Annotated in this window: 1 protein-coding gene; it reads right to left on the bottom strand. The window is 68.3% G+C overall.

Annotated elements, in window-relative coordinates:
* A partial coding sequence (locus tag QSV46_RS40115) for a helix-turn-helix transcriptional regulator (RefSeq protein WP_314964168.1) occupies positions 1-262 on the bottom strand: 262 nt, incomplete at both ends.

The raw sequence follows: 262 nt of genomic DNA, 5'->3' as shown, positions 1-262 counted from the left end.
GCTCCCTGGCGATCTCCGCGTTCGACCGGCCGGCGGCGACGAGCTTGAGCACCTCTACCTCGCGCCCGCTCAAAGGCTCGAGCCCAGGGGCACGCCCACTTGGTGGTCCCCCGTTGCCGGAGTCGCCGTAAAGCGCCGCCTCCAGGGCAAAGTGTTCCAGCAGCCTGCCCGCGTAGACGTCGGGTGTGTCACCGGGCGTGCCATCTGGTGGGATGGCGTAAGATCCATCGTCCCGCGGCTCCCGGATCAACCTCTCGAGCAA

Origin of the sequence: Bradyrhizobium cosmicum (genome assembly GCF_032290525.1) — a bacterium.
Lineage (GTDB): Bacteria > Pseudomonadota > Alphaproteobacteria > Rhizobiales > Xanthobacteraceae > Bradyrhizobium > Bradyrhizobium cosmicum_A.
Note: the sequence above shows the minus strand (reverse complement) of the source record. Positions and strands in the feature narration are given on the sequence as shown.